The organism is Nodosilinea sp. FACHB-141 (genome assembly GCF_014696135.1).
Classification (GTDB): Bacteria; Cyanobacteriota; Cyanobacteriia; order Phormidesmidales; family Phormidesmidaceae; genus Nodosilinea.
In genome coordinates this window covers 397,454-421,734 of sequence record NZ_JACJPP010000007.1, presented here as the reverse complement: position 1 = coordinate 421,734, position 24,281 = coordinate 397,454, and the positions used below count along the sequence as shown (strand labels likewise).

At 55.2% G+C, this 24,281-nt stretch carries 23 protein-coding genes, 2 tRNA genes and 1 other RNA gene; 12 read left to right on the top strand and 14 right to left on the bottom strand.

All coding sequences use genetic code 11. The features are described from left to right. The first annotated feature begins 16 nt into the window (after nt 1-16). The 3 genes from H6F59_RS05330 to H6F59_RS05320 all read left to right on the top strand — a co-directional run bounded on the left by H6F59_RS05330 (nt 17) and on the right by H6F59_RS05320 (nt 2,283). Nucleotides 17-481, top strand: coding sequence for a CBS domain-containing protein (locus H6F59_RS05330; protein WP_190696100.1), 465 nt, complete (start codon nt 17-19; stop codon nt 479-481). 190 nt (nt 482-671) lie between these two features. Next, complete coding sequence (nblB, locus tag H6F59_RS05325) at nt 672-1,334, top strand: phycobilisome degradation protein NblB (RefSeq protein WP_190696097.1); 663 nt, start codon at nt 672-674, stop codon at nt 1,332-1,334. Between the two features lie 499 nt (nt 1,335-1,833). Beyond that, entirely contained in the window at nt 1,834-2,283 is a 450-nt protein-coding gene (locus H6F59_RS05320) for an ATP-binding protein (RefSeq protein ID WP_190522195.1), read from the top strand. A gap of 61 nt (nt 2,284-2,344) precedes the next feature. On the opposite strand, the gene H6F59_RS05315 is transcribed toward H6F59_RS05320, so the two are convergent. Next, nucleotides 2,345-2,650: a DUF6439 family protein gene (locus H6F59_RS05315; RefSeq protein WP_190697189.1), complete on the bottom strand. Its 306-nt coding sequence runs from the start codon at nt 2,648-2,650 to the stop codon at nt 2,345-2,347. A 114-nt stretch (nt 2,651-2,764) separates the two neighbouring features. Here H6F59_RS05315 and H6F59_RS05310 point away from each other — a divergent pair, with 114 nt between their 5' ends. From H6F59_RS05310 to H6F59_RS05300, 3 genes are all read left to right on the top strand, one after another. After that, nucleotides 2,765-3,145, top strand: coding sequence for a hypothetical protein (locus H6F59_RS05310; RefSeq protein WP_190696093.1), 381 nt, complete (start codon nt 2,765-2,767; stop codon nt 3,143-3,145). A gap of 90 nt (nt 3,146-3,235) precedes the next feature. Next, a tRNA-Tyr gene (locus tag H6F59_RS05305) sits at nt 3,236-3,317 on the top strand. Nucleotides 3,318-3,330: 13 nt separating this feature from the next. Then, a tRNA-Thr gene (locus H6F59_RS05300) sits at nt 3,331-3,402 on the top strand. A 110-nt stretch (nt 3,403-3,512) separates the two neighbouring features. On the opposite strand, the gene H6F59_RS05295 is transcribed toward H6F59_RS05300, so the two are convergent. The 4 genes from H6F59_RS05295 to H6F59_RS05280 form a co-directional block, all read right to left on the bottom strand. Further along, nucleotides 3,513-4,439 carry a 1-acyl-sn-glycerol-3-phosphate acyltransferase gene (locus H6F59_RS05295; protein ID WP_190696090.1) on the bottom strand — a complete coding sequence of 309 codons (927 nt, stop codon included), beginning with the start codon at nt 4,437-4,439 and terminating at the stop codon, nt 3,513-3,515. A gap of 105 nt (nt 4,440-4,544) precedes the next feature. Continuing rightward, nucleotides 4,545-5,024 carry a YchJ family protein gene (locus H6F59_RS05290; RefSeq protein ID WP_190696088.1) on the bottom strand — a complete coding sequence of 160 codons (480 nt, stop codon included), beginning with the start codon at nt 5,022-5,024 and terminating at the stop codon, nt 4,545-4,547. Nucleotides 5,025-5,063: 39 nt separating this feature from the next. Continuing rightward, nucleotides 5,064-6,116, bottom strand: a complete 1,053-nt coding sequence (locus H6F59_RS27245) for a DUF4268 domain-containing protein (protein ID WP_190696085.1) — start codon at nt 6,114-6,116, stop codon at nt 5,064-5,066. A gap of 115 nt (nt 6,117-6,231) precedes the next feature. Beyond that, nucleotides 6,232-7,245: a GDSL-type esterase/lipase family protein gene (locus H6F59_RS05280; RefSeq protein WP_190696082.1), complete on the bottom strand. Its 1,014-nt coding sequence runs from the start codon at nt 7,243-7,245 to the stop codon at nt 6,232-6,234. Between the two features lie 293 nt (nt 7,246-7,538). Here H6F59_RS05280 and rplU point away from each other — a divergent pair, with 293 nt between their 5' ends. Both rplU and rpmA read left to right on the top strand, forming a co-directional pair. After that, nucleotides 7,539-7,925 carry a 50S ribosomal protein L21 gene (rplU, locus tag H6F59_RS05275; RefSeq protein WP_190522185.1) on the top strand — a complete coding sequence of 129 codons (387 nt, stop codon included), beginning with the start codon at nt 7,539-7,541 and terminating at the stop codon, nt 7,923-7,925. 53 nt (nt 7,926-7,978) lie between these two features. Beyond that, entirely contained in the window at nt 7,979-8,248 is a 270-nt protein-coding gene (gene rpmA, locus H6F59_RS05270; protein ID WP_190522184.1) for a 50S ribosomal protein L27, read from the top strand. Nucleotides 8,249-8,519: 271 nt separating this feature from the next. Here the strand turns inward: rpmA and H6F59_RS05265 are convergent, their stop codons facing one another. After that, nucleotides 8,520-8,951: a hypothetical protein gene (locus H6F59_RS05265; protein ID WP_190696079.1), complete on the bottom strand. Its 432-nt coding sequence runs from the start codon at nt 8,949-8,951 to the stop codon at nt 8,520-8,522. A 415-nt stretch (nt 8,952-9,366) separates the two neighbouring features. Between H6F59_RS05265 and ssrA the strand changes: the two genes are divergently transcribed. Then, nucleotides 9,367-9,770: a transfer-messenger RNA gene (gene ssrA, locus H6F59_RS05260) on the top strand. 179 nt (nt 9,771-9,949) lie between these two features. Beyond that, a complete protein-coding gene (locus tag H6F59_RS26125; protein ID WP_206755194.1) occupies nt 9,950-10,108 on the top strand; it encodes a hypothetical protein in 159 nt (52 codons plus the stop codon). Nucleotides 10,109-10,424: 316 nt separating this feature from the next. Here the strand turns inward: H6F59_RS26125 and H6F59_RS05255 are convergent, their stop codons facing one another. Further along, on the bottom strand, nt 10,425-11,729 hold the full coding sequence (locus H6F59_RS05255; RefSeq protein WP_190696075.1) for a YegS/Rv2252/BmrU family lipid kinase: 1,305 nt from the start codon (nt 11,727-11,729) through the stop codon (nt 10,425-10,427). A gap of 56 nt (nt 11,730-11,785) precedes the next feature. Next, on the bottom strand, nt 11,786-14,230 hold the full coding sequence (locus H6F59_RS05250) for a CHAT domain-containing protein (RefSeq protein WP_190696072.1): 2,445 nt from the start codon (nt 14,228-14,230) through the stop codon (nt 11,786-11,788). Between the two features lie 193 nt (nt 14,231-14,423). Between H6F59_RS05250 and H6F59_RS05245 the strand changes: the two genes are divergently transcribed. After that, nucleotides 14,424-16,526, top strand: coding sequence for a S9 family peptidase (locus H6F59_RS05245; protein WP_199325610.1), 2,103 nt, complete (start codon nt 14,424-14,426; stop codon nt 16,524-16,526). A gap of 93 nt (nt 16,527-16,619) precedes the next feature. Further along, nucleotides 16,620-16,826, top strand: a complete 207-nt coding sequence (locus H6F59_RS05240) for a hypothetical protein (protein WP_190522176.1) — start codon at nt 16,620-16,622, stop codon at nt 16,824-16,826. A gap of 209 nt (nt 16,827-17,035) precedes the next feature. On the opposite strand, the gene eno is transcribed toward H6F59_RS05240, so the two are convergent. From eno to H6F59_RS05210, 6 genes are all read right to left on the bottom strand, one after another. Beyond that, the gene (gene eno, locus H6F59_RS05235) at nt 17,036-18,334 is read right to left on the bottom strand and encodes a phosphopyruvate hydratase (RefSeq protein WP_190696067.1); all 1,299 of its coding nucleotides are present in this window, start codon (nt 18,332-18,334) and stop codon (nt 17,036-17,038) included. 513 nt (nt 18,335-18,847) lie between these two features. Continuing rightward, on the bottom strand, nt 18,848-19,282 hold the full coding sequence (locus H6F59_RS05230; RefSeq protein WP_190696064.1) for a DUF2188 domain-containing protein: 435 nt from the start codon (nt 19,280-19,282) through the stop codon (nt 18,848-18,850). A 100-nt stretch (nt 19,283-19,382) separates the two neighbouring features. Further along, a complete protein-coding gene (locus H6F59_RS05225) occupies nt 19,383-20,300 on the bottom strand; it encodes a hypothetical protein (protein WP_190696061.1) in 918 nt (305 codons plus the stop codon). Nucleotides 20,301-20,712: 412 nt separating this feature from the next. After that, the gene (locus H6F59_RS05220) at nt 20,713-21,831 is read right to left on the bottom strand and encodes a saccharopine dehydrogenase family protein (RefSeq protein WP_190696057.1); all 1,119 of its coding nucleotides are present in this window, start codon (nt 21,829-21,831) and stop codon (nt 20,713-20,715) included. Nucleotides 21,832-22,169: 338 nt separating this feature from the next. Further along, nucleotides 22,170-23,579: a hypothetical protein gene (locus tag H6F59_RS05215; RefSeq protein WP_190696054.1), complete on the bottom strand. Its 1,410-nt coding sequence runs from the start codon at nt 23,577-23,579 to the stop codon at nt 22,170-22,172. A 292-nt stretch (nt 23,580-23,871) separates the two neighbouring features. Beyond that, entirely contained in the window at nt 23,872-24,279 is a 408-nt protein-coding gene (locus H6F59_RS05210) for a Fur family transcriptional regulator (RefSeq protein WP_073609102.1), read from the bottom strand. Nucleotides 24,280-24,281 lie beyond the last annotated feature (2 nt).

Genomic DNA, 24,281 nt, shown 5'->3' with positions numbered 1-24,281 from the left:
GTATTGAACTAACCCCATGGCCAAAACCGTTGCGGATGTAATGACCTCAAACCCGATCTCGGTAGCCCCCGACACCGTGCTGAAGGATGCCATTCAGCTGATGGCCGACAACCACGTGGGCGGGCTGCCTGTGATCAATGCAGACAATCATCTGGTCGGCATTTTGTCGGAATCTGATCTGATGTGGCAAACTACCGGGGTCGATATGCCCGCCTATATCATGCTGCTCGACAGCGTGATCTATTTAAAGACCCCTAACCAGTACAACCAGGAACTCCACAAAGCCCTCGGCCAACTGGTCAAAGACGTCATGACCGATCACGTTGTCACCATTGCCCCAGATAAATCTCTGCGCGAAGCCGCCCACCTGATGCACGACAAGCAGGTGCGCCGTCTGCCGGTGATAGATGCTGATAAGCAGGTGGTCGGCATCCTCACCCGAGGCGACATTGTGCGAGAAATGGCGAATAGCTACGCCTAGGGCGATGGGGCGGTGAATTTTAAGTGTTTGGTTTTGAGTGTTGAGTTCTCCTGCTAATGCTTCAATTCAAAACTAAACACTCAACATTCAAAACTCTCCACTCCATCACTCCCCCACTCCGCTCCCCCTATCGCCGATCCCCAAAATGGCCGATAGTAGAGAAAGCAGATTTGTACTTATCTCTACAAAAATGGCTATTACCCCAAACTCGGTTCGAGAACTGCTCCACTCCGATGACTACGGGGATCGGCTGCGGGCGGTCAACCAAATGCGCGAATTGGACTCCTCCGATGCCTTTGAGCTAGTGCAACTAGCGGCTAACGACAGCAATGCTCGGGTGCGTTATGCCGCTATTAGCCAGATTGCCAGTTTGGGGCAGCAAGACGTAGCCACCGTAGAGCCCTTACTGCGGCGATCGCTCACCCAAGACCCTGACCCCGACGTCCAAGCCGCCGCCGCCGACACCATTGGTGGGCTCAAGCTCAAAAGTGCCTATCCTGAACTGGCTACGCTTTACCACAGCACCGACGAGTGGCTAGTGAAATTTAGCATAGTCGCGGCCCTAGGTGAGCTGGGTGAGCCTCAGGCCTTTGACCTTCTGCAAGAAGCCCTAGGCTCAGACAATGAGCTGATTGCCACTGCTGCCATTGGTGCTCTGGGCGAACTGGGCGATCGCCGTGCCCTACCCCTGCTGCTCAATTACACTACTCATCCTGACTGGCAGGTGCGCCACCGCTTAGTGCAGGCCCTAGCTCAGTTTTCTGAGCCCGATGCTAAATCGGCGCTGCAACAGCTCACCACCGATACATCTGACATTGTTGCTGGTACGGCCAAACAGCACCTAGGCCTCTAAAAAAACGGCTTTTGCCAGGGTAAATTCACGCTTCTAAGTTACTTAATATTACGCAATCTCTCTTTCAGATTACGTTTCTATGCCTTGGAGATTGAGTTTAGCGTAGATAGAGTTGCGTTTACCCTGGTATAGGCAAGCAGGCTCAAACATGCGGCTCGCCGCACTCTGTGCAGGTAAACAGGTGCTGAAATAGCGGTTTGCTCCAAAAACTGCCTCCCGTTGACGAAGCCCTGGCAAAGTTTGCTATAGTGAAATAGTGGCTGTAATGCTCTGCCTAAAACAATTTCACTCCCACAAGTTTCTAGACCAACTACTGTTTTGGTTTGGAGCTTTTGAGGAAGTGTTGTTAGAGGGTTTGCACAAATGCTAACTCTGAGCAAGCCACAAAAAATATAAATATTTTATCGCTTGTTACACATTCGTTTTTATTGATTAATCTCTGAACTGCGAGTCAGAGTCTTCAACCAATATTCAACTCAAGACATTGGAGATGGCCTGAGTGATAGCAACTTCTCCATCTGCACAGCAGCAAAAGTGGGACACCCTGAGTTTCGTGTCTACCCTATATTTGCAGCCAGTTCTAGAACTCTTGCTGAGAGATGTTCCTGCGACCTGGCAAGCCGAGGTGCGGCTAGGCTTGCAAGAAGCCCTTGTCAACGCTGCTAAGCACGGCAATCGCCTTGATCCGGCTAAGTGCATTTCGGTTAAATATACTACATCAGCGTCTCATCTATGGTGGGTGATCACTGACCAAGGCGGCGGATTTAGCCATCCCTGTAGCTGCGACGAAGCCGTTGATGACAACTGCACCTCTAACCCTGGAGAATGCGGTCGCGGTCTCTACATTCTCTACCAAATATTTGATCAAGTGATTTGGCACAACGAGGGCCGAGAGCTGCACTTGGGCAAAGTGGTGCGGCAGCCTCGTCGGCTACCGCTCATTCGCTAACTAATTTCGCTAAGCAGTATTGTAGACAGCTGATTTGGCTTCCTCAGCCAAATTTGGGCAGTTAGTCGCTGTGCTCGGCTAGACGAGTTTTGCGATCGCCGTGGCTAGGGCAGGGGGGCGCTTGCAGACTGCGGTTCAGCCAGCCGGCAGCCTGCTCAACTCGTACCAAAGCTTCCTCAGAATTTTGCTTGAGCAGAAACACTAGCGCCGCCGCTAGCTGTTCGCTGGCACGCACGCGGCGATCGCGGTTGAGGCGGTGCCAGTCAGCAGGCTTAACGGCTAGGCGCTCCGCCAGTATTTGAGCCAGCTCCAGGTCGGTTAGCTCAGCAGCCGGTTTAGCAGCCCGGGCGATCGACTGGGGCGTCATTGACGGATCAAACGAAAAAGCCATAGTTACTGAAACCAGTTGGGGTTAACTAGAAGATGTACCCTGCCCTAGCAGCCCTGCTGGGGAAACATCCCTATTTCTCTATTCTGCACAATGAAACCAGGCTACCGGCAAAAGCGATATCACAGCCAGCGCGGCACCATAGGCAGCAGTGCCGACGAAGCGCCCCGTTCTCTTACGGACCTTATGCATCAGCTAGAAGGGCTAGAAGCACGCCTACACCAGCTTAAGGTCGGAGTCTCCAATTTGCTACAGCTTCAGCAGATTCAAGCGGGCGGGGCGGAGGAGGATGCTCAGCACTCAGCCCAGGAAGTAACAAACTTGCAGGAAGCCGCCGACAGTTTTGAAATGGAGCTGGCCAGCCGAGTTGTATCGTGGCAGCATCTGCAAGAACCATTCTGGCAGGCGGTGCGGTTTGGCGGGCTGGGACTCTTGCTGGGCTGGGCTTTGGCCTGGTTTGTCTATGCCCGATAAACGTATTTCCAAAAAAAATAGGCAGAACTTTTTTAAGTTGACCAAAAGTAATTCCCCTTCCATGCTAGGATTATAAATCGTGGATAGAGCGGGTCGGTGCCCGAGTGGTTAATGGGGGCGGACTGTAAATCCGCTGGCTACGCCTACGCTGGTTCAAATCCAGCCCGGCCCATCCACGACAACTTGCCCTTATAGCTCAGTGGTAGAGCACTCCCTTGGTAAGGGAGAGGTCACGAGTTCAAATCTCGTTAAGGGCTTCCAAATATTTTGCCTAGGGCTAATCCACAATGCTCTGGACATCAAGGCTTCGGGTTTTTATCGGCAATCTGTGCTGCGCGAATTCCGCTCGATTATTTAAGGCGAATAGCTACCAGAACAGATGGCTCAGCCAGTGGCGCAGCGGCTGTGGCCCCTCGGGCTCTTGGTAATGGGACGGCAATAGAGCCTGAAAGGCTTGTTCTAGCTCGGCCAGAGCGGCATCGATGGCGACTCGCTTGGGTCGGGCCTGGTGGGGAACATGCACGGCTGGGCCAAACCGCAGGGTAATTTGTTTGCGAAAGTAGAGAATTTTGGTGCCAATGATCGCCACTGGGTAAATAGGTACCCCAGAGCGCATGGCGTAGAGCACGGTGCCGCGCCGCAGGGGATGCATGTGCCCCTCCCGTTCTCCCAAGCGACCTTCGGGAAAGAGCATGACGCCGTCGCCCCTGGCTAGTAAAGCCTGCACCGCCTGATCGATCTGCCGCATTTGCTGAATTGAGCTACCGTTGGGCACGTGATCGCGAATCGCCGCCGCTAGGGGCTTGAGATCGTCCCGTCCGTTGTCGGCGGCGGCCATTACGGCCATTTCTTCCTTCCACCAGCGCTCCAGAGGAATCACGCCCCCCGCCCAGCCAATCAGCCAGCGCTTCCAGCGTTTGTTGTAGAGGGTGCGGGCATCGCCCAGGATGTAGTAGTAGGGGGTAGGGGGGCAAAAAGCCAGCAGCAGGAACGGGTCTAAATGACTGAGGTGGTTAGCCGTCAGCACATTGGGCTCAGTAGGAATATGCTCTGGATTTTCGATGCGCACCCGAAAGCAGGCTTTGATAAAGCGGCGCATCACCCAGCGGCGAATGCCACCGCTCACGCGCCGATCGGCGGTGCCCTGGGCGATCGCACTCAGCTCGGCCAAATCGATCGCAATGCACTGGCGCACCGCTGGATTTTGCGACGTGGCCACCCCCTCTTGTACTCGCACGATGGCCTCTGGCGTCAGTGCAGCAGTTAGCTCAGCGGGTTGTAGGGTATCGGTCATAGTAGCGGCCCAGATACATTGACAAAACATCAGGACAGGATTGCCATGAGTATGGAATGCCGCCGCAAGGATGGCTGGGGTTTCCGATAATTCTTCAAATTTTCCTTAGGGGCCGTGGCAGGCTTTATACTTTTGGCCGCTGCCGCACCAGCAAGGGTCGCTGCGCTTAGGCTCCACCGGGGGCAGAGCATCCCCGTCCAGATAAAACCAGCGCTGTTTTTGCCGCACAAAGCGCGATCGCTCATGCACTTGACCCAATCGAGGGCCCGCGTAATAGGCAATGAACTCGACAACGCCTTTGCTGTCAGCGGCTTGCCCAGCCTCCGTAGCAACCACCCGCAGCCCCAGCCAGGTAGTAGTCGCCACGCTCTGCCCGATCGCCGCCCGCTGGCCTCCGTACCGCTGGGTCGGGTGGTGGGTAGCGATCAAATAGTCAATGTTGCCCTGGTAGTAGGCCGTATAGCGCGATCGCATCAGTGTCTCTGCCGTTGGAGCCTCCGCCTTCCCGAGTAAATAGGGCCGACAACAATCCCCAAAACTCTCCCCACTGCCGCAAGGACACCGCTCCGCAGCCCCTATCCCCATACGCCCCTCACCCATCCACCCATCTACCCATCCACTCCCCTACCCCCGAGGCCGCGCTGGTAAAATCAGCGCATCGGTCAAACCCGCCGCCCGCTTGGGCAAGGGCTGATAGCCGTTGGCATCGAGTCGCTTGATGCGGTCAAAGAAGGCTTCGTAGAACCGCTCTAGGCAGTCGCAGAACCAGGCCTGGTAATCGGGCCAGCGATCGCGATCGTCCAAAGTCACCTCTGCTAGGGTGCTGGCCACCATGCAGGCCTGGTCGCCGGTGCCGTCCCATATCAAGGGCAGGCCCATTTCGTCGGCGATGGCCTCGCGCTCCTCGGCCAGCAGGTGAAAGTGGGGCTGAGCATCGATACCTGAGAGCAGCAGCTCGGTGTAGAGACTGCCGTGGTCGCGATCGAGAATGGCGTTGAGGCGAAACCCTGCTCGAGCAATGGCAAAGCCCATGGTGGCTTCAGGGGTAGGCGAACCGGGCTTAACCAAACTGCCCTGGCGATCCATGCGATCGCACAATCCGCTCCAAAACTCTAAATTCTGCTGCTGTAAAGGCGTCAGCGGCTCTGGCTCTGGCTCCTTGGGGGAAACGTCTTCAACGTTCTCGGCTTCTGGATCCGCTTCACTATCGTCCACCGCTCCGCACACCGGCATAAAGTTGGCGGCCATAGCGGCCTTACCAATCTGCCAAAGCTCCACGGTCATTCCTAAAAACATGACCTCACTGCTTTGGTCAAGCCAGTCAAGGGTTAGCGCGGCTGCCGCAGAAAAATCGGGGGCGACCCAGATCACCGTGGCGGCATTCTCAGTAGCAGCCCAAGCTAGCAGCTGGCCCAGATCGCTCAAATCAGGCTCCTCTAGGTGAGCTGCCACCAGAACCAGCGCCCCAGTGTCGGTCTCGGTCAGCAGGGCATAGCCAAGCTCAGGAGGGGAATCACTCTCTGGCGAGTCTAAGCTCAGCCCAGCCGCTTCACCCAGCAGGTCTAGGGTTTCTGCCTCAGTGAGCCACTGCTGAAAATCGGCCTGTGTCTGCCAATAATCGGTGGGGTCGAGTTTTTCCAGTCGTCCCAGCTTGGGTTTGGCAGCTCGCTTAGGCACAGGTGATTCGCTCTGGCAAAGGGCAATTGTGATCCTATTATGGCGCGCCATCGACCCACAACGATGCCGTATCCTCATAGCGTTTCACCTGAGTTGCCGCCAAATATGAAGCTAGCTAATAACTGACTAACGCTGCCTGCCACAGGGTATAGCCCTGAGAACTCAAGTGCAGCCCATCGGTGGTGAGGTCTACCCGCAGTAGCCCCTGGCGATCGCTGAAGGTAGTGTACAAATCCACATAGGTAGCCCCCTGGTGAACCGCTAGGGCTGCCAAGCGCTGGTTGACTCGCTGAATGCGATCGCTCGACACTTCGCGCAGCCGCGTCGGCAAAATGGAATACACCACCAACCGCGACTGGGGGTGCTGCTGCTGTAAACGGGTCATCATTCGATAGAGATTGTCGACCACCTGAGCCTCGGGCACTCCGGCTTTGAGGTCGTTAATACCGGCCATCAGGTGAATGGTTTGGGGCTGGGTGTCGGCAAAATAGTGCAGCCGCTCCAGCATGTGGGTCGTGGTCTCCCCCGAAATGCTTTGGTTCAGCCACAGTTGGTCAGCGGGCAGCTCGTCTATCGGCAGCCACAGCGCCAGCGAATCGCCGACCATCACGGTTAGCGGAGCTTGCCTTTGGTCGCGAGCCATAGCTGCCGCCTCTGCCGCCAGCAGCCGCTGCCAGTCACCGTGGGTCGGGGAGACAAATGCCCGCTGCCACCGGGTTATGTAGCGGTAGGGGGCCACCTGGGCGTAGAGTTCTCCAGCCTGGAGAGCAGCGGTGCGAAATTGATACAGCTGCGCCCCAGTAACAGGGCGCGCTTGAGGGTCTACCTGGGGAAGGGTGGGACGGCGGCCAGGGGTCATAACCTGCTCGGGGCTAGGCCAGCGAGCGGCGGCAGCACTCATCGACCGAGGCGGCGGCGTGGGGGCTACCGTCGCCATGCTGCCCCCCTTCGCAGGGCAAGCCTCAATATTGTCGGGGTTAGTTGCAGGGGAGCACAAGTTTGGGCCAGCTAGGGAGGGTAGGGCCGCATTTGCGATACCTCTCTGTAGAGGTGCCTCTGTCTCCTCAATCTCTAAGGGGGGCACCCCGCCACCCAAGGCAAGCTGAGCCGCCAATAGCCAAATATCCATAAACCCACGTGCCTCAACATCCCAATTCGTTTTCCAGGCCGGCCCGTCGCCCATCAGGATGAAATGGCAGCATTCTGTGCCATTTATGCAGCACAGCTAACGGGCAAACCAAAATTCACCCCGATCGCAGCCCCAGACAGCTGTCTTTACCCCTTGACAGAGCTGGAACTGCCTCGTAATAATGAAAGACTGTGTTTATGCGCTCGGATCAGGTTCCTAAGGCTAACGCCTCCCGTAGCGGAGCCCCAGTCTTGGGGTCGTTGGCACCTGTACGGCGGTTATGAGGTAAAAGAATGACGTACGCAATTGTTGAAACCAGCGGAAAGCAGCTGCGGGTAGAGCCGGGTCGCTTCTATGACGTAGACCGCCTAGCCCTAGATGTAGATGACCAAGTCACCCTAGAACGGGTGCTGTTTATCAACAACGATGGCGAATCTGTGGTGGGTCAGCCTGTAGTTGAAGGGGCAACCGTCGTAGGCAGCGTAGTCAGCCATCTGCGAGGCCGCAAGGTGATCGTTTACAAGATGCAGCCCAAGAAGAAAACCCGCAAAAAGCAGGGCCACCGCCAAGATCTCACCCGAGTCATGATTAACTCCATTGAGATGAACGGCAAGGCGATCGCCGGCGAATCTGCTGCCGCTCCTGCGCAGGCGGCGGTCGAGGCCGAAGCCGAAAGCTAAGCCTCCCCAACTCACGCTAAATTAAACAGTAGGTAGGTTGAAGGAATACACCCATGGCTCACAAGAAAGGTACAGGTAGTACTCGCAACGGGCGCGACTCAAACGCTAAGCGCCTTGGCGTCAAGCGCTATGGTGGCGAAGCCGTGATCGCTGGCAACATTTTGATTCGTCAGCGGGGCACCAAAATTCACCCCGGCAACAACGTGGGTCGCGGCGGTGACGATACGCTGTTTGCCCTAGTAGACGGTGTTGTTACCTTCGAGCGTCGCGGCAAGAACGGCAAGAAAGTTAGCGTTTATCCTGCTGCCGTACCCGCCGTATAGCTTTGAGATGATTGCAGATTAGGTAACTGCTGATTCAATTCAGACAGTTTCCCAAACAAAAAAGCTCCTCATTTAGAGGAGCTTTTTTGTTGAAAGGATTTAGGAAACCCAGATTTGGTGTCGCTGAACCGAAGCATGAATGCGGGTAGGGGTAAACGGCCGTTTGCCCCTACAAGAGACGTTGGAGTTTTGGTTCATACCTATATCTAGCAACGCTCCGGATTTCCTTTAGCTCAACCCATTCGGGCACCAGCAGCAGCCCGACGTTTAGCTAATCTAGATAGCCCATCAAAATAGAAGGATGGGGATCCACATCGTCATTGTCGGCAATGGGGCGATCGCCGGGCAGCGTGTGAATATCAGCAATGTGCAGGGTGCTTACGGCCACTGGGCGGTGGCCCGGCAGGGTGTCGGTAGTGAAAATTTCAAAGGTGTTAGCGCCGATCGGACGACCTATGGAGTGACTGGGGCCGAGGGTGCCCACAATCTCAAAGGTGTCCAAGCCAATAGGACGATGGTTGGGCAGCGTATCGGTCTCTACAACCCGAGTGCTGTCGGCCAGCACCAAAACATCGCCGTTCTCAGGGCTGGCTTTGACAATGCCACCAGCAGCAGCACGCTTAGTGCGGCCCCGGGTGGCGCGGGCTGGTTCTTTTTCGGGGGTATCGGCACTACCGTTGCTAGAGTCGTTGGTCGTGGTCATAGGGGTAAGAAGTCCTTATTGCTGCAAACAGCTGCCCATGGGGCAAAATGCTGATTATGACTATGAGATGTGATTAAAATCTAGAGCCTGCTTCGGCGCATGCTGCCAATGGGCAACCCCCACCAGAAACAGAACCGTTAAGCAAATATTATACTTTGATGACTACACCATCGAGTTTACGAAAGATTATTGGCGGCATAAGGGATTTCTAATCAAGGTTGCAGTGGGCTCAAGGGTAGAGTGGGAATCGTTGGTTTTCTGCCCCAGAGAGATGTTGAGGGCAGAGTCTCCATGGCGCGATCGCCTTCACAAAGCCGTTTAGCCGCTATTTCATTCCTCTGATCCCATTTAGGGAACAGGGGAAATACCGATCATCCAAATCAATGATCTATAATGGTTAGGTAAGCAATATCGTGGGGCTGTAACGGTTTCGACGTTTTGACGAAAGTCACGCTGTGATACAGGCCGAGAGTGAGTCTACTCTCGTAAATCAAGGCTCAAAACAAACGTAAATGCGAACAACATCGTTCCTTTTGCTCGTAAAGCTGCACCTGTTGCCGCTTAACCTAAACCTAGTTTAGTTCTAACTTAGTTAGCGAGCGTTCATAGTTTGACTCCGTTAAGAGCTATGAACAAACCCCAACGGATGCTTCAATGATTCTCCTCTGGTGGATTCATTGACTAAGACTTAGCCAGAGAATCCCGCCGTCCGGGATAAGTGGCGGTTCCGGCCCTGAGGATTAGACGGGCTAAGCCTGTGAATGAGTGGTGTGTTAATACTCAAAGCGGACACGGGTTCGACTCCCGTCAGCTCCATCTCTAAATTCTGTGTTCGATTATTAATTATCTTTCCATCTGAGAGACCCAGTGTTGGGTCTCTTTTTTCATCTGCCTATACTGAGGAAGCAGCCCCGGCTGACTGCTGTGTTGCCCTTGAAACAAGACCTTGAGCGAATGCTAGCCCAGCTTCGTCACTATTGATCATCCTATTTAGAACAATGCGGTTTCCCATCCTGCCCTATCTTCACCAACCAGTTTTTTGTCGCAACTACAAAACCGTCCTTAATCCTTGGCGGTTTTGGTATTTGCACCAAGTGCGCTACCTAGAACGCTGCTGGCTGCGGGAGTATCGGCCTGAACGGCACCACAGCCCCTAATGCTAAATTCTATTAGACTTCCTCAGTTACTGAGCACAGCCCATAGCGCGGTTCGTTAAAAAGAACCAGGCTATTGCAGCTGTTAATTTAGTTAGAACACGTTGACAGGCAAAATCTTCTGGTAGGGGCACTGCAATGCAGTGCCCCTACGTCGAATCTGTTCTGACCCAATAGACGTTTGCTTTGGGCGATCGCAACTCCAAAGCCCTTTTCTGTAAGTAAGGTTTGCACTTGGTACGCGGTCATGACTTTGGACCCAACCCATAGGTTCATGACCAGACCCTTCAGCTAAGCGTATTGCCAGCTCTGGAATTGGCTAAAGCGTTTGGAGGGGCGCAAATACCGTGAGCGCGTCGGGTAGGCACTCAAACAATACTGGGTTGACTTCTAAAATCTCGCCATCGACCACCAGCTTTTGCGGCGGGTCGGTACTTACCTTAATGCGGCGAGCCCGCAGGCAGGTAATGTCGTCCCGTTGGGTTGGGTTACCCCAGGCCGCTGCCGCCACTAGAGACGCCAGAGCATTAATGCCCTGGAGCCGGGTCGTGCTGGTGGCAATGGTAATCTCTAGCAGGCCGTCGTCAGGGATCACCTCCCCTAAACCCTGAGCCAGCACAGAGGTCGGCGGAGCTACGTTAGCGACAGTAATAGCGGTAGTAACCACCGTCGTCACCTCACCGTCGATTTCGAGGGTGGCGGTAAAGGGTTCAGCGGCGGCCAGTTGTCGCACCCCCGAGAGCACATAGGCCAAGTTACCCAGTTCGTTTTTGAGCTGGCGGCTGGCCCCATCGACCATGCCGGCCTCGAAGCCTAACCCAGCCAGCAAGATCATAGGAATGTCGTTGCAGCGGGCGGCATCAATCACGTGGGTGTTGCCCGCCAAAATCGTTTCGCAGGCAGCGCGCAGGTTGGTGGGAATGCCCAAGCCCACTGAAAACGCGTTGGCTGTGCCCCGCGGAATTACGCCTAGAGGAATACCCGTCCCGATGGTGGCTCCGGCGACTGCCGACACCGTGCCATCACCGCCGGAGGCAATGATCAGGCTGCGGCCCATGTCGTGCTCAGTCTTGGACTGAATGTGAGCGATCACCTCCTGGGCCTGCTCCGCCGGATCAAGCTCGGGCTTAGTCATGATCACGTTGACCAGAATCTGAGGCTCGAGCACCTCTTTAATCAAGGCCAGATCGGTGTTGGGGTTACCCTGACCGGCCACCGGGTTAAAGATCAGGTAAGCAATCTGGCTTTCGGCAATGCCCCGCAGCAGCAGTGTGGCCGACATGGCGTTGAGGGCGGCGGGAATACCCTGAAGTTGGCAGGCCCGCAGCACCAGGGAAAAACTGGGAAAGGCGAAGGCGAGCGCCTCCGGGTCAGTGAAGAAAATTACCCCTGCCACCTCCCCGGCAAGAATGTGGGCAGCTAGCTCAATGTCGCCCCCCTGGTTGGATTCTTTGAGGGCAACTAGCTCTATTTTTTGTAGATCCCAACCCTGCTCAATGCCTCGGGCCATTTCTGCCGGGGCCATAATTTGAAAGTGGGTCAACACCCCCTCATGCTTTGAGAGCCAATCCAGGACGGCGGTAGCCTGAGTGGGATGGGCCAGAATCGCGAGAGTGCTGGGCATAAATGATTCTCAGTAGTCTAATCATGCTAACACCCGCTTTAGCCGGTGAGAAAAGCTCAGTTATTGGTCTCTACTGCGTTGCCGCTGCTAACGGCCAGCTGGCTGACAGTGGTTTGCCAACTGCCAATCAGAGCTGGCGACCACCGCCAGTTGAGGGATAGGGCATTGGGGTTAACCATGGTGGAATCGAGGGCCAGGGTCTGGGCGAAGTAGGACTGGGCCTGCTGCTGGAGCTGGGCCTGCTCTTCGGCCGCAATGGCAAGCTCGCTGTTCTTGTGGTGAGCCAGGGCCAACCCCGCATAGGCATTGACCGTTACGGGAACGGCCACTTGGGGACCACTGCCGGGGTTAATGTCGCGCCGCTGGCGCTGGTCAATGTCGATCGCCCGTTGCCAAGCCACTATGGCCTGGTCGTAGTCATCCATAGCCATGTGGGCAAACCCCAGCGCCACCCAAGCCTCAAGAAAGTCGGGGCGACTTTCAATGGCCTGAGTCCAAGCGCGTAGGGCATCGTTGGGGGAGGTATCGGCGGCGCTACCAGCGACCATTTGCTGCCAGGCCAATCGCCCTCGCACATAGGCAAGGTCTGGGTCGAGCAGCTGTGACTCGGCTATGGCGCTCACCGCTGACTCAGCGGTGGTCAGATCGTTGCGATCGAGTAACTGCTCGATCAAAATGCGAGCGGTGTCAGTACGCCCTAGGGCGATCGCATTTAGCGCCCCTGACAGCAGCGCCGGGCTGGCAGTTGACGAGGTTCCGCCAGCGTCATTAGCCACCGGTGGCTCAACCGGGTCGCTCACCGTGGGGCGGTTGACGGTGGTCAGGGTGATGGTCGCTAGCCCCAGCACTGCCCCTAACCCCGCTAGGCCCAAGCTACCCCACACCAGCAGGTTAGGAGACATCGACCAGCGCCGAGGCAGCGCCCAAGTCAGCGGCGGCACTCCTGCGGTTGAAGTAGCGTTCGGGTCTGGGGGTAGGGGGTACAGCGGCGTCGGGCTAGGCTGGGTCTGGGGCAGCAGGCTTTCGGCGGGGTCGGCGATTAGGGGGCGATCGGAGCCCGGCCCGCTGCCATTATTTGAAGGTTGGGGCTGAGATAACCGCTGTACCAGGTTGGTCACAGCGGGATCAGCAGGCTCGGGCTGCTCCAGATCTTGCAGCCAGTCGTAGAGGGGTGAGGCAGCGCTGTCGATGGCGACATCTTTAGCCTGCTGGGTAAAGACCTCCGCCGCCAAACTAGAGATTTCGGGGTCGGTGCTGTAGTCAGGCAGCAGCAGGGCGGTTTCGGCTAGATCATCATCGCCAAAACCACTTTCTGAAGTAGCGGCGCTGTCATGGGCATAGAGATAACCGTCGAAGTCGGGGCGCAGGTAGAGCAAAGGCAGCATCCAAAAGGGCTGATCTGATCCGTAGGCTGACATCAGTCCCTGTCGTACTCGGCTGAGGCAGAGGTCGATGGGATGGCCCTGGTGCAGGTTGCGGTAAAGCAGTTGGGTAAAGGTGAGAGCCACATCGTCGGGGATGCGATCGGCCATGGCGATGACGCCAGGAACCCCTCGGTTGACTAAGGCCTGCACCAGGTTTTGGTCACGCCAGCCGGCCTGAGCATCATCTTGGGGAGTGTAGGCCCCGCGACAGGAGTTAAACACCGCTAGGCGAACGCCATTATTGACTAGCAGGCCCGCCAGGTCTTCGCCGCTGAGCCTTTCCGTCAGACCAGTCTGACGGTTGACTAGAAACAGATCGCCGCCAGTATCGCCGGCCTCGCTGTGGCCTGCATAGTGAAGAATTTGGAACTTGCCCTGCTCTAAGGCCTGGGCCAGCTCAGGCCGTCCCGGCTGTTCTAAAATCGTCAGTTCTAAGGTTAGGTAGCCTAGCCGGGTTGCTTGGAGACTATCGATTAAACTTTGTACCTCCTGGCGCAGGGCTAGGCGCTCCTGGTCGCTGGGGGCCGAGATAATCACCAGTAAGCGGATGGGATCGCTGGCGGGGGAGAGTGGCACCATGGCCGCTAGGTCGGTTACCGTTTGGGCTTGGTAATAGCGGCACAGGGTGACATCGAGGCCGGTGGCTAGGGGGCGATCGTCGTCGTAAAGCAGTTCCCAGGGGAGGCGCTGCACCCGGCTATCTTTAAACCCCAAGCGCAGCCGCAGAGGTTGCCGTCGGTTTTGAGCAACGCCTTGAGCGGCGACCCAGCTATCGCGAATGCGTCCCTGAAACAAGCCCTGGTGGAGGGTTTGACCAAGTTGTGTCCAAGGGTCAGAGGTGGGGACGGGGGCAGCAGGGGCAGCGAGCAGGGCCTGTAGTGGATCCTGAAACAACGCCTCGGCCTGGGACAGCCAGGTTGCTAGAGGCCAGGTGACCTGGGCCTCGGCCAGGGGTACCCCAGGAGCCACGACTTCGGTGCGCAGCAGGTAAGTGTCTGGCCCCAGGGGGGTGATCGAAAGCTGAAATTCCTGGGTCACGACCTGGGTCACGGGCGGTAGGGGGTGAATTTCTTTCACGGTAGCTCGCTGGGCTGCTCTCGGCGAGAGGGGCGGCGGGGTTGTTAACAAACTCTGGTTAGATCGCCCGCCAGGTATGGGGATGGCGCTATGATGACTTGTCTTTAATTACAGGGCCACGGTGGCGAATTCCTGGCGTAATTTTAGTGGTTGGGGCAGTGGGTTAAGTCGCCGCTGTTCTCTTAGGGCCGCAATGCTGCGATCGCTCACCCTGGCCACCCTGACGGCTCTGATAGCGGCAGTTCCAGGCCAAGCAGAGATCATCTCCGTAGAGCTTGAGGGATTTGAAGTGCCGCCCCTGCCCGAGGCCGAACAAACTCGGCTCGATGCCCTGCTCGGGGTGCGGCAGATTGAGGTGCTCAGCACCCTGAGCCCCGACGGATCTACCTTGGTAGTAGCTGTCAGTAGCCGCATCTTTACAGAAGATCGCAGTCTGCACTTTCTCAACTTGCGCACCGGGGCCCTGAGCGACGCCCTCGCCCTGGAGTACGACATGGTCAGCCCTGACCTGCCCCTGCGCTGGGTCAGCAACGACACCCTGCGGTTTGTGCAGCAGGATCCCTACGGTCCTTGGGAAATTATCAGCGTCAACCGGGTGACGGAGATCGCATCGCGCACCCAGGTCTACCCCACCCAGCCCGAAGAGGGGGAAATCTTGGGCATGGCCCCCGACTTTTCTAAGTTTGCCCTGCGGGTCTACGGCGAAGACGAGGACACCATCTACGTGGTGTTTTTGCCGTCGCTGCGTCGAGTGGAGGTAGCCAAACTGCCCGAGGGGTTGCAGATTCAGCCCTTGGCCTGGTCAGAGAGCGGCGACCAGGTGGCCCTGGTAATGTCATCAGGGGAGGAACGCCGCCTGTACGATCGCACTCCCAACACCCCTAGCCTGGCCAAGCCCGTAGTGCAAGATGCCCTGGGTCGTCTGGATCCGGTAGATAACCCCTTTCACCAGCACAGCACTGTGCGGGTGTTCGACTTCACCCAGTCTGAACCGCTACGTCTAGAGCTAACCGCTCCGGCTCGTGGTAGCGATACCTTTGCTGGGGCCAGCCTCAGTCCCGATGGCACTCGGCTGCTGCTCAAGCGCTATCGGCCTAGCGCGGTGGCGGGTCGGGAATACCCCTCCTACGTGTTTCCTGAGTCGGCCTACTTTGAGGTGTATGACCTGGCGGGGACGGTGCTAGATACGATTGCAGCCAACGCGCTGCGGGGGCCAACGGAGTCGGGAGGGCAGTTTTTAGGCGGCGATCGCCTGCTGTTTTGGGGCACCGAGGGCATCAACCGCCATCTGCATGTCTACGACCTGAGCCAGCGAACCCTTACTCCCCTGCCGATGCCGCCAGGCTCCGTGGATGCGGCGTCGATTGTGACTAGTGAGAAGGGTGACACCGTGGTCTACGGCTTTTCATCGGTGACCCAGCCGCCCGAGCTGTTTGCGCTTACCACCGATGGGGCGTCAGAGCCGCGATCGCTTACTACCATCAACGAAGCCGTGACCAGCAGTAACCGGGTGCGGATGGATCCGGTAAGCTTTACCACTGCTCAGGGGGAGCGCCAGGGCTTTCTGATTCAACCCGCGGACAGCGCCTTCCCGCCCCAAAAGGTGCCGATCGTAGTTTGGCAGCAGGGGGGGCCGGGCTTCTCGATGGCGAACGAGTTTGCCACCGAGGTAGAAATGCCGCTGAATCTGCTGCCCAACTTTGGCCTAGCGGTGCTGGTGGTGCCCCTGTCAGGGCGCGAGGGCTTTGGCCCCGAGTTTTACCGCGCTCTGGCCGACAACCAAAACTTTGGGCAGCTTGACCTCCAAGAGGGGGCCGAGATCGTTCGCCAAATGATTCAGCAGGGGTGGACGACCGCCGACCAGGTGGGGATCACGGGCTGCTCCTATGGGGGCTACTACACAGCCCAGTTCACCAGCCAGTACCCTCAGCTAGTGGCGGCGGCCAACCCCCAGTGCTCACTGCTCGACACGCTGACTGAGTGGCAGCTGGGCTACTCGTCGCTGCTGTCGTACCTGGTGGGGCAAACACCGATGGAAGCTCCTAGCGCCTACCTACAGACGTCGCCCCTCTACAATGCGGCATCAATTCGCACCCCCACGCTGTTGTTTCATGGGGCCGAAGATTTTTTGCAGGTCGATGTAGCCCGCAACTTCCACGATGTGATTGAGCGGGCAGAGGTGCCCGTTACCCTTTATGAGTTTCAGGGGGTAGGGCACAGCCTCTATGGGTCGGGCCATCAGCCTCTAGCCGCACAGCTGCAAATCGAATTTTTTCGACAATATTTGCAGCCCTAGACGGGGATAACCGTACCCAGCTTGCTGTCTCAGTTGCTCGCTAACGCTTACTAAGCACTAGAGGGTTGTTTAGGCATTGCCGAGGGGGCGGGGATGTTGAGCGAATCGTTTCAGCAGGGGTTGAAAGGGGTGGCAGCGGCGGCGGGTTTTGTGTTGGTCGGGGCGCTGGTGGCGCTAGTGCTGTCTGAATTTCAGGGGGAGTTTGAGATGGAATTGCAGGATGGAGGAGGCTATATCAGAGTTGTGGGACCGACGGGGCAGTGTGAGCTGCCAGATAACTTTAGGCCTAGCGATCCATAGGAGTCCGATGTTCGGATTAGGAAGGCATGGCGAATCCCGGCTTGACTTAGCCGGGATTTTTTGGCTCTTACCGAATTGCTGTTTAGTGAACTCCGCTGTAGGGGCTGAGCATGCTCAGTCCCTACAGACAAAAACTGCCGCAGCAGGGCCACGGCAGTCTGAGTTCAGGCATCCCTCTTTTGCGTGAGAGGGATGGGAGGTTGTGATCCCTAGGCAGTCAGAGTTTTGCGCTTAAAGGTGTTGAGACCGGCGTATTGGGCCTTAGCACCTAGTTCTTCTTCGATGCGCAGCAGCTGGTTGTACTTCGATAGGCGTTCGCCTCGGCAGGGAGCACCGGACTTAATTTGGCCGGTCATTGCTCCTACCACTAGGTCGGCGATGAAGTCGTCGGGGGTTTCGCCGGAGCGGTGGCTGACCATGCAGGTGTAGCCCGCCTCGTGGGACATTTTGATTGCTTCGAGGGTTTCAGTAATCGAGCCAATTTGATTGACCTTGACCAGGGTCGAGTTGCCAACGCCGTCTTTGATCGCCTGGGCAATGATGGCTGGGTTAGTGACAAAAGCATCGTCGCCGACTAGCTGAATGCGATCGCCCAACCGCTGAGTCATAGCTTGCCAACCTGCCCAGTCCTGCTCGCCGAGGCCATCCTCAATCGACACAATGGGAAACTGGTTGACCCAGCTTTCCCACAGGTCAATCATGTCGGCGGTGGACTTGCGACTGTTGTCGGATTTGTAGAATAGATAGCTGCCGTCCTCTTGGTACAGCTCGCTGACGGCTGGGTCGAGGGCGATCGCAATGTCATCCCCAGGCCGCAGACCGGCTTTCTCAATGCCCTTGAGAATGACCTCGATCGCTTCCACATTGCTCTTGAGGTTAGGGGCAAACCCGCCCTCGTCGCCGATAGCGGTGCTGTATCCTGCCGCTTTCAGCACCGACTTGAGCGCGTGGTAGACCTCGGCTCCGTAGCGCAGCGACTCAGAAAAGGTCGGCGCACCCACCGGGGCAATCATAAATTCTTGAAAATCGACGCTGTTGTCGGCATGGGCACCGCCGTTGATGATGTTGAAGCAGGGCACCGGCAGCAGCACCGAGTCGGACCCACCCAAATGCACGTATAGGGGAATATCGGCGGCAACGGCAGCAGCCCGAGCTACGGCCATCGACACGCCCAGAATGGCGTTAGCGCCTAGGGTGCCCTTGTTCTCGGTACCGTCCAAGGCCAGCATTTTGTGATCTACGGCGGCGAGATCCATTGCATCCATGCCGAGGATGGCTGGGGCAATGGTGTCGTTGACGTTGGCTACGGCTTTGAGCACCCCTTTACCGCCGTAGACGGCTTTGTCGTCATCCCGCAGCTCTAGCGCTTCGCGAATACCGGTGGACGCTCCAGAAGGCACGCCAGCACGCCCCTTAGCTCCACCCTCTAGCACTACATCGACTTCAACCGTGGGGTTGCCCCGCGAATCTAGAATCTGCCTACCGTGAACCGATGTAATTGCGACCATAACGACTACTCCGTTGGTAATTCCATAGACCTTGCAACCCCGCCATTGAGGGCGCACGCGCTGAAGCGTTAAATATCCTGTAGTATCCTACCGGGTGAAAGCCCCCTTCTAACGTCGCTTCGGCCACCGTTTACGCTATCCAACGCAACTTGCCGAGCCAGTTTGGAAGTGACCCAACAACCGTCTAGACCACCCTACTTCACTAAGCGCGCGCACTAAATAGGCTCGCTTCCAGCAGCGCCTTTAAAGCAAATGCTAGTTCTCCTGCATCGTACCGGCAGCAGATTAAGGCTTTACAAGCTATTAGCATCTTCCAAGCAGCTTTTATTGAAGGGTGGCCGCTTGAAGCTGAAGAATTTTCAAGAAACTAGCGCTGACCATCCTGATGATCACACAATCCACGCTAAGCCAGTACACTCACATCCTGCGAAACTGACCGACATTTCTAAGATCTTCAGAAAAGTCCTGAAAAGAAAGAGATTTGGGTTTTATCTAAGTAGGGATCTAGCGCTCTTATGAATAGTCGTGTTCTTCAACAAGGTCGCCCTGCTTGTTGTGAATACAAAGTTCCGTCTTTTGAGCCTTGGCCTTCTCTTTTGCTTCGTCGACTACGTCAGTCTTTTTGCTACCTTGAGCAATCCGTTTTTGGCCCTGGGTTGCAATCCAGCCCGACTCTTCCGGATCGGCAAAGACGTGAATGGATTCTCCATTATCTTTTTCATCATCGGGAGCAACGGCCTGACCTGTGGTGCCACCGGTATTTTTCTTAGCGATTTGCTTGTGGCGGCGTTTAGCCCACTTTTCAGACTGGGCAGTGGCGATCGCGATCGCCCGACCTTCTTCATACCCATCGTCTAAAAGAGCATTGGCAATATCAATCGCCTTTCGCCGCACCTCAGCAGTCAGATTCTTCATGGAGGTTGGGAATTCGTCGTAAGTCCAGGGCATTTTTACCTCCAAGCCTACTAAGGTTCGTCTACCTCTAAATTTGCGCCACTTGTAGTAAACTGCAACTGTCTGAAGAATGACTTTCCATATTGACGAGCCATTAATTATCTAGCAGCTGCATTTGCCGATATTTCCAAGAGCCATTGTAGAGATCGGCATAGCGATGAAAGAGCTGCATGGCCTGACTTGACCGACGTTTTTCAGAAGTTTGGCTAAACAGTCGGTCATAGTTACGTCTGGCTAAGTGGTTTAGGTAGGGCAGGTCCTCAAGAAGGGTGAGGCTAGAAGCCACAATTAATATGGCTTTCAGCAATTCCTTGGGCCATGCTAAGTTGCTAAACAATTGAATTGACAGGTGATGCTCTTTGTCATTGAGAGGCAACACGTTAAATAGAACCCGAATAAACTTTTGGCCGTAAGTTGGCACTTTTAGCTCAATTTGATGGGGTGAATGAATCGTCAGCTCCACTTCAACCACTGGGTTTCGCCACATGCGAAGAACGTTGAAAGGAGAGTCTAGCATCGTTTCAAAGCGAATTTTGCCGCCCTCTTGGGTTGCTTGGAAGTCGCTGACTTTAACTACCTTCAAATTTCCTAAGCTGAAGCGATGAATGTCTTCTAAATGTTGAACGTTGAGCAGATGGTAAACCTGACACAGGTAGGGAAACGGTAGCCGATAGGTCTGCTGAGCAATGTATTCTGAGGCTGGGGCGATCGCAGAATCAATTGATTGAGCTGCCTTTAGGATGGTCCCGTCAGAATGATCTTCGGCCAAACCAATGCAAACCCATCCCAGCAGAATGACTAGACCTATTAAACAGTAGGAAACGTCAGTCACATCGAATACAGGACCGGAGAAGGCTGCCACACCTCGGTCAATCGCACCATAAATAATTGCCGGAATTCCTAGCAACCACAAACCATACTTAAAAATGTTGCGCTTTAAAGCGTCTTCCACAGGAGAACGGCTTTCACTGATGGAGGTCAAGTAAGCCTGTACTTTTTCTGGCCGATACATAACAATCCCCTTTTTCGGGAATAAGAAAAAAATTTGTTACTTAACCAAACAATAATTTTTTCGTCGTAATACCAACCTCAACCCCAAGGATGAGATGGTTTGACAATCTACAGGTAGATAGATTAAAAAAATCTTCCGAGGTACTTCTCGCTTAAGCTCAGGAATAGCTACAAAGGGGCTCTCCTAAGTGCTTGTTCAATGAGCACTAAAACAAAAATCCCTATGATTTAGCACAAAAAAAGGCGTATCGACACCTAGAGCCTTAACTCAATAGGTTGTGCGATCGCGCCCAGCCCAAAAGTGTGATTTATATAGCAGATAAAGCTTGAATCAGGACAGCGCAGAATGTCCTGATTCAAGCCTATTGAGCATTTTTTAGTTTTTCGCCCTTCTATTTTTGCTCTTGAGCAAGTTAAGCAGTCACCTCGACTTGGCTCATGGTTTCACGAATCTCTAGCTGACGAGAATCCATCGTGGCTTTGAATAAATCTGTGGGTAGCGCTTGCTCCACGGGGTGCACCCCAGGGCATTTGAGCTTGCCAGTTAGCATCAGCTCTGCAATACTGCCTGTGCCCAGGCCAGTGGCGATCGCAGCGCTTTCATGGGCAAAGGTACTGACGTAGTGAGCATCCTGCCCCCCTTGCTGCCCCTTGATGTCACAGCGCATAGCCACCCCAGTACCGCTAAAGCGATCGGTCACACTGGTCATAGAATGACTGACATGGGCTAAAAACTCTACCGTTTGCCGATTGCGCAACACCACTGGTGGCAGCCAGTTGGCCATTGCCCAAGTAGCGTGGTTATAAAAGTCGGGCACTACGCCAAACTTTGTAATTACATTATCTACCGGAAAGGTTTCCTGTAGAGTAATCGACTCGGGCATGTCATACCAGTAGACATTGGCCTTGCCGTAGGGAGCCGGGAACTCCAAAGTTTCTCGACCTGAGTAAGGTTTCACCGATTGCCAGATACCGTTCAGCCAGGCCTCGAAGGGGCGTTGCAGACCAATAAAAGTAGTTCGCATCACCGTCACGCCAGCACCACCAGAACCAGCAACGATGTAGCTCAGTTGAATCGAGGTCGCTTTGTCTAAGGCTTCGACCCCTTGGCGCACCATGCTGTTTGAGATACCAGGAAACACCCCAGTATTGATGACGGCTGTCACCCCGGCAGCCTCGGCCTCAGCGTGCAAGGCTAGGGCTTTGCGGGTAAAACTGCGTTCATCGCTAACGTCGGTGTAGCCAACTCCCTGATCAATACAGGCGCGCAAAACACCAACATCTCGGTAGTGAAAAGGGCCAGCCGAATGAATGACCAGATCTGCCTTAGCGACCGCTGTTTCCACCTCCGGTTGATTCGTCAGGTCCAACAGCTGAAACTGCACTTTGGAACCCAGTCTTTCTAAAGCTGCGGTACCCAGTTGGGGGTTGCGCCCGGTAATAGTCACTTCAGCATCAGTGTGAGCCAAAATGTCTTTAGCAATACTGCCGCCGATTCGTCCGCAGCCGCCGATGATTAGTACTCGTTGCATAATTTGTGGTTAATATCTGCAATTCATAGCTACCAAAAGTTTTTAGAAGAATAGAAGTTAAAAACTAACTAAGCAAAACCCTTCAACTAGAGTCTTTTGATAACCGTATTAAGGCCGTCCTTGAGGTATCGCTACCAATCTATTTTTGCAATAAGACAGCCTCAAACTTAAGCTGGCGCCATTTCAAGCCTGACCAACTCTAGGTGGGTCAGCTCGCGGCTAAACAATATTTAAAAGTTTAAGGTTTTTCGACCTGTTCACCCTCTTACTTGGGAGGGAATAGGTTAGGGGATCAAAGATATAGCTGCTTGATGCAAAGGCTTATGAGAGCAGCAATGTTAGCTGAGCTGCTTGCGCAAGAGCTCTGTGTGGTTAGCCAGCGTTTCGCCACCCGCCTCTGCCAAGGCCTTCACATATTTGATTTTGAATTTGTCTAAGGCGCTGACTAACCTCGATTCAATCTCTTTGCGGGTGTTGTATTGACTCAATTCACTGGCGAGCGCCTCTCGCAGATTGTGCTGTAAGCGAGCGGTAATTTCTGCACCTCTAGCGTCTAACAAGCTCCCCGCAACACTGCGGTAAAGGCCCTGAGCCACCGAATGAGACAGGTGCTTAATCATCTGCACAGATACCTGTTCTAAGCCTGGTAGATAGTTGAGCTGGGGGTATCCTGGCATCTGCTCTAGCGTTCTGGCAATACTGTGCTGCACCAGCTCCTCAATGTCGGGTTGAACCTGGGGCAAGATGTTGTCTACCCCAACTTGGTAGAGGCGGCTGGCGATCGCCGTGATCTCTTCCTCGGCCACCAGATCAACTGAGTTTTCAGAGTCAGCCACTGGGTCAATTAGAGCTATCCAATTCAACAGTTCTCCCTGTCGGATCGAATCCTGAAGTTGCTCGATGATCTCAATGCCGGCAATACCGGCAATATCAGCCCCAACCGTGACAATTACATCCCGCTGGGCCTCGGCCTGCACCGCTTCTAGCGCTAGCAAATCTACTTGGTACAAGCGCAGGGCTACAGGCAAAGCTCGCCATCCGCGCCAAAATGGCAGCAACAAAAACAGGTCATACCATCGCCGCAGGCCAGCCTCTACCCAGGTTAAGTCCGGGTTGCGCCGCCGGGTAGCACTAATGCGCGCCAGAATGTCTACCGCAAAAATTAGGACAAATGGCAGATCAATCAGCCAAAAATAATCGGTTGGCGCACCCCACCGGTTGACGGTGCGGTAATAGTTGCCCTGGAAAAACGGTCGAATTTGCCTGTCCCAAAACTCAAGCTCCGTTTGCCAATTCGCCTGTTCGAGATAATCCGCACTCCAAAATTGGCTAAAAGCATCCTGGGCTGAGAGCTGACCTGTTCTCGATCGCAGGGCCTGCTGAATGGCAACTAGGGCAAGGTCGCCGTGGGGCTCGGCAAAGGCTCGCTCTGTCGACAGTTGCTGACTGAGATTCTGCAAGTCTGATAGTGAATTTTGGGTGGGCTGCGATCGCAGTCCAGTTTGATCAAGCTGGCTTTTGAGCTGTTCAACTTGAGATGAATAGCGCTCGGTTAGAGGATGGGCCTTAATGCCTTTAACGGGGTCATAGACTTGGGTAACAGGGGACAAATACTGCCTATAAACCGGCCGCAAATTGAGATAGGTGAGATCAAAAAAGACTAGCGCCAAGTTGACTAAAGCAATGATGGCGATAACGCGCTCTAGGTTGGGATAGTGGCGCTCAAAGTAAGATTTAAACTTGACCATGGATAAGCGGCCTAGGAGCACAAGGACTGAGCTACCGGCATTGGACTGGAGTAGAGTAAATCCGCATAGCCGCTGCCTTCAAGCTTTGATTATTGTTCTCTTGGCTGGCTTCGCCATCAATCATCGGTAGTAGTTGCGATCGCCCCCCTCGCCGGCACTATCTACCGATCGGTGCCGTCCCTACTTACAAGGCAGAACGTTTAGTTGGTTTGCCCTAGGGAGTCATCTATTGCCCCATTGACGCAGGCGGGTTTACCGATGGCAACAGGAGTCCAATCCGTAGCCTTGAACTTTAAGAAACTGAAGCTTCGGCGCTGGACAGACTGCCCTGGCAGCGGGGACAGAGGCCGAAGAATTCCAGGGTGTGGTAGAAGATTTTGAATTCGTGGGCCTTGTGCAGCTGTTTTTCCAGGTCGTGGACGGGGCACTGGTCAATGGCGATAGTGTTGCCGCACTGAAGGCAGGTGAGGTGGTGGCGGTCTTCTTGGGGCAGGCTGTAGAGCGCTTCGCCCGAGGGCAGGGTGCGCATCTGCACTGCCCCCTCCAGCTTGAGAGCATCCAGCGCTCGGTAGACCGTGGCAAGCCCTGTGGTGTTGCCGTCCTGCCGCATTTCGACGTAGAGAGCTTGGGCCGAAATTGGCTTACTCAAACCCTTTAGAACGGTCAAAACTTTCTCTTGGCTGCGGGTGCGTCGTACCATGC

Excerpts from the sequence above, each read along its gene's own strand:
- eno (WP_190696067.1), bottom strand. The coding sequence starts at position 18,334 with ATGGTCGCAATTACATCGGTTCACGGTAGGCAGATTCTAGATTCGCGG.
- H6F59_RS05330 (WP_190696100.1), top strand. The coding sequence starts at position 17 with ATGGCCAAAACCGTTGCGGATGTAATGACCTCAAACCCGATCTCGGTA.
- rplU (WP_190522185.1), top strand. The coding sequence starts at position 7,539 with ATGACGTACGCAATTGTTGAAACCAGCGGAAAGCAGCTGCGGGTAGAG.
- H6F59_RS05215 (WP_190696054.1), bottom strand. The coding sequence starts at position 23,579 with ATGGTCAAGTTTAAATCTTACTTTGAGCGCCACTATCCCAACCTAGAG.
- H6F59_RS05255 (WP_190696075.1), bottom strand. The coding sequence starts at position 11,729 with ATGCCCAGCACTCTCGCGATTCTGGCCCATCCCACTCAGGCTACCGCC.
- H6F59_RS26125 (WP_206755194.1), top strand. The coding sequence starts at position 9,950 with ATGCGGTTTCCCATCCTGCCCTATCTTCACCAACCAGTTTTTTGTCGC.
- H6F59_RS05310 (WP_190696093.1), top strand. The coding sequence starts at position 2,765 with ATGAAACCAGGCTACCGGCAAAAGCGATATCACAGCCAGCGCGGCACC.
- H6F59_RS05265 (WP_190696079.1), bottom strand. The coding sequence starts at position 8,951 with ATGACCACGACCAACGACTCTAGCAACGGTAGTGCCGATACCCCCGAA.
- H6F59_RS05315 (WP_190697189.1), bottom strand. The coding sequence starts at position 2,650 with ATGACGCCCCAGTCGATCGCCCGGGCTGCTAAACCGGCTGCTGAGCTA.
- H6F59_RS05225 (WP_190696061.1), bottom strand. The coding sequence starts at position 20,300 with ATGTATCGGCCAGAAAAAGTACAGGCTTACTTGACCTCCATCAGTGAA.
- H6F59_RS05240 (WP_190522176.1), top strand. The coding sequence starts at position 16,620 with ATGTTGAGCGAATCGTTTCAGCAGGGGTTGAAAGGGGTGGCAGCGGCG.
- nblB (WP_190696097.1), top strand. The coding sequence starts at position 672 with ATGGCTATTACCCCAAACTCGGTTCGAGAACTGCTCCACTCCGATGAC.
- H6F59_RS05210 (WP_073609102.1), bottom strand. The coding sequence starts at position 24,279 with ATGGTACGACGCACCCGCAGCCAAGAGAAAGTTTTGACCGTTCTAAAG.
- H6F59_RS05220 (WP_190696057.1), bottom strand. The coding sequence starts at position 21,831 with ATGCAACGAGTACTAATCATCGGCGGCTGCGGACGAATCGGCGGCAGT.
- H6F59_RS05290 (WP_190696088.1), bottom strand. The coding sequence starts at position 5,024 with ATGGGGATAGGGGCTGCGGAGCGGTGTCCTTGCGGCAGTGGGGAGAGT.
- H6F59_RS05245 (WP_199325610.1), top strand. The coding sequence starts at position 14,424 with ATGCTGCGATCGCTCACCCTGGCCACCCTGACGGCTCTGATAGCGGCA.
- H6F59_RS05230 (WP_190696064.1), bottom strand. The coding sequence starts at position 19,282 with ATGCCCTGGACTTACGACGAATTCCCAACCTCCATGAAGAATCTGACT.
- H6F59_RS05295 (WP_190696090.1), bottom strand. The coding sequence starts at position 4,439 with ATGACCGATACCCTACAACCCGCTGAGCTAACTGCTGCACTGACGCCA.
- rpmA (WP_190522184.1), top strand. The coding sequence starts at position 7,979 with ATGGCTCACAAGAAAGGTACAGGTAGTACTCGCAACGGGCGCGACTCA.
- H6F59_RS05280 (WP_190696082.1), bottom strand. The coding sequence starts at position 7,245 with ATGGATATTTGGCTATTGGCGGCTCAGCTTGCCTTGGGTGGCGGGGTG.